This is a genomic window from Nostoc sp., from assembly GCF_036917235.1.
GTDB lineage: Bacteria > Cyanobacteriota > Cyanobacteriia > Cyanobacteriales > Nostocaceae > Nostoc.
On record NZ_JBALDU010000078.1, the window covers coordinates 211,694 to 214,456 of the forward strand.

A 2,763-nucleotide genomic window follows, 5' to 3' on the forward strand; every position below is an offset into this window, starting at 1 on the left:
AGTTTACTATCCTTTAATGAATGCTTTTTTTACAGAAAACAAAGTAATAATTTTTCTCTAACCCTGTTACTTTTAATAGCCTCACTAAGCGTGGTTGTTTACAAATTAGATAATAATTGTTTTCGAGCAAATATTCGTGTTAGTACAACATAAATGACTGAACTCATCTTTGAACTTTTTATCTGTATCTCTATTACTACGCAATTGTCTATGATTAAACTTTAATTAATGGTATTTAATTAATCGCATTCTTCTGTTTCATTGGGTTAACTCTTTTTGCTGATTTAAATTTTTTAAGTACCTGGTATCTTATCTAACTGCATTAGCCCGCCCTACTTAAAGTAGATTTTTTAAGAATTACAATTATTTAGTTATATTTTTCGGAAAGTACAGCTATATATCAAAGATTTTTACTCAACTATTTCAACTATTTTTTGGGTTTCCACTTTTTGAACATCACTAATTGTTTCTATGCTAAATAGACTTTTTAGCTCCTCTGTAATGGATAAATCTTGAATTACTGAAGAACTATTACGAATTGCTTTTTGCTCCGTTCTGCATAAATGTCCTTGAAAATCGCTTCAATTTTATATTGGGCTACAATATTTATTGACAATTGTTATTAGACTAGCAGGGATTTCTACGCTCCAAAGGGTTTCACCAGGCTGTGATAGTAGCTGCAACTGTGGCATAACTACCCTCCTGATGTGATTAAGATTATGCCAGAAATACCATCTAACCCAGCCAGTTTTTACGGTTTCATCTATTGAACTTACCTCAAATTCTTACAGTATTAGTTAAGGAATCAAGTGAATATTGACGGCAATCCCTGATATTTAGTAGTACAGAAACTTACTTACCTGATGAGCTTTAGAAGTGAAGTAAAAGTTTACCTTTAAATAACCAGAGGTAAGCTTATTTAAAGGTAAACTTTTACTTTAATCTATAAATCATCTCAGATTTGCCAATAAAATGCAATACCACTTAAGAAAATTAAGCAGACAGTTAAGACAGTTAAGACAGTTAAACAAATAATAAAGATATTTAAAATAGTTAGTGAATATTGAACAAAAATTCAGAAGTCAGAATCACTCTTCGTGAGGGATTCTGACCCACCGCTGATTGAAGACCACCAAATATACGATTTCGTGGGGGTCTAAACCCGTTTATTCATCCGCCACTCGTACAGAATTCATACCTGTTTTCTGGCTCCTAGATTCTGTTTTGATAATTATTCTTTGGAAGTCTCCTGAAGCCAAACTTTCGCCCGACAAACACGTTTCCTTTGTGAGAGAGAGCTAGACTAGCCCTTTCAAGGTGCGACCAAACGAAAATCATCACTTGCCTGCCAGAGCAGACTTTGATGTTGCCGGATAATAAAGTAGCCTTGGTAAGCAGCAACACCGAATAAAAACTTGAGTGTACAAAAATTTCGGTCTGCTTTTCCATTCATCATCTTCTTCAACGGTTGGTAGTACCTCATTAAATAAAGAACGCTCTTGAGCATGACCGTCAACACATAGAAATACATCTACTACCAGCATCAAACTTGGGTCAAGTACGACCAAGGATTGTCCTGGTAATGGGGCGCTACTGATTTCACGTAATGCGATCGCGGCGACCGAACATTGCCGCGATGCCTGCGGCGGGCTACACCTACGCATTACCATCAATAATTTTTATTCGATAACCTGGTAGCAAATCAGGCATTGTGGCATTGAGGTGTCGAATGGTAGCTTCCATTTGACCTGCAACCTCGTTCTCTACAACTCAGAAATAGGGCAATCACTTACAGATTTAGAACTACTACTGATCATCACCGCAGCATACAGAGACGGAAGGTATTTTGATTGCCTAAGAGATATTGAAGCACATCCATACTTGTTAAATGCCGCTTCTTCTTTAAGAGGCGATCTTTGTCGCATTGGATTAGCTGCATATATGCAAACGCGGCAAATTCATCAAGCTTTTGAAATGGTAGAAAAGTGTTTAGCAATTGAGGGCCTTTTGCCAGACCTGTTACTTAAAAAAGCTTCACTTTTGGGTTTACAGGCAAGGTATGAAGATGCCGCTAAGATTTTGTTATCTCGATTACCTTGAGATGACAGTTCTAGCACTTGCTTGGAAAATAAAGCCTTAAGTTCATCTAAGTGATGGAGTAGCGATCGTGCAGCTTTGAATTCTGTTTCAGCCCCATTGTTGAGTAAATTAACAATTTGCTTTGCCTATTGGATATCGTCGAGAATTGTGCAATTTTGGCTATCTAAAAGTGCTGTTGCATTGCTAACATCGCCTCTGAGGATATCCGTTAAACTTGCTTGCAGTTCTTTTGCCTTTTGTTCTCCCAGCAGATCCAAAAGACGTAGACGAACAGGTAAGTCTGCAATTTGTTTTAATAACTCTGGCATCTGCTTTTGTACTGCACTAAACCACCTCGACCTTAAGAAGTTGTGGGAATACTTAGCGTACTACCTTTACCTGCCACGCATCAAAAATCAACAAGTGCTATTAGAAGCGATCGCAGAAGGAGTTGCAGCATTACTGTGGAATGAAAACTTTGCTTATGCCACAGGCTGGGATGAATCCAAAGGACGTTATCTTGGTTTGAAAGCAGCTGAACACATTACCGTAACCCTTAGCAGTCAAAATCTGATAGTTAAGCCAGAAGTATAGCAATCCGGAATCATTCATGAGAAAATACTGAGAGAACTTAAAAGTAACGTTTGGAACTAAGGTGCAGGCGTGGTGATGTGGATGCAATTA

General features: G+C 37.6%; 4 protein-coding genes. 2 read left to right on the top strand and 2 right to left on the bottom strand.

Going from position 1 to position 2,763, the window contains the following annotated elements; genetic code table 11:
• Positions 1-1,337: 1,337 nt before the first annotated feature.
• Positions 1,338-1,664, bottom strand: a complete 327-nt coding sequence (locus V7K44_RS22790; RefSeq protein WP_334934613.1) for a hypothetical protein — start codon at positions 1,662-1,664, stop codon at positions 1,338-1,340.
• Between the two features lie 58 nt (positions 1,665-1,722).
• Here V7K44_RS22790 and V7K44_RS22795 point away from each other — a divergent pair, with 58 nt between their 5' ends.
• Complete coding sequence (locus V7K44_RS22795; protein ID WP_334934615.1) at positions 1,723-2,100, top strand: hypothetical protein; 378 nt, start codon at positions 1,723-1,725, stop codon at positions 2,098-2,100.
• 125 nt (positions 2,101-2,225) lie between these two features.
• Here the strand turns inward: V7K44_RS22795 and V7K44_RS22800 are convergent, their stop codons facing one another.
• Positions 2,226-2,408 (bottom strand): hypothetical protein, encoded by a 183-nt coding sequence (locus tag V7K44_RS22800; protein ID WP_334934617.1) that lies wholly within the window; start codon positions 2,406-2,408, stop codon positions 2,226-2,228.
• A gap of 40 nt (positions 2,409-2,448) precedes the next feature.
• Here V7K44_RS22800 and V7K44_RS22805 point away from each other — a divergent pair, with 40 nt between their 5' ends.
• Positions 2,449-2,673 carry a hypothetical protein gene (locus tag V7K44_RS22805; RefSeq protein WP_334934619.1) on the top strand — a complete coding sequence of 75 codons (225 nt, stop codon included), beginning with the start codon at positions 2,449-2,451 and terminating at the stop codon, positions 2,671-2,673.
• The last annotated feature ends 90 nt before the right edge of the window (positions 2,674-2,763 follow it).

Coding starts and splice junctions, on each gene's coding strand:
- V7K44_RS22800 (WP_334934617.1), bottom strand. CDS start 2,408: ATGCCAGAGTTATTAAAACAAATTGCAGACTTACCTGTTCGTCTACGT.
- V7K44_RS22790 (WP_334934613.1), bottom strand. CDS start 1,664: ATGCGTAGGTGTAGCCCGCCGCAGGCATCGCGGCAATGTTCGGTCGCC.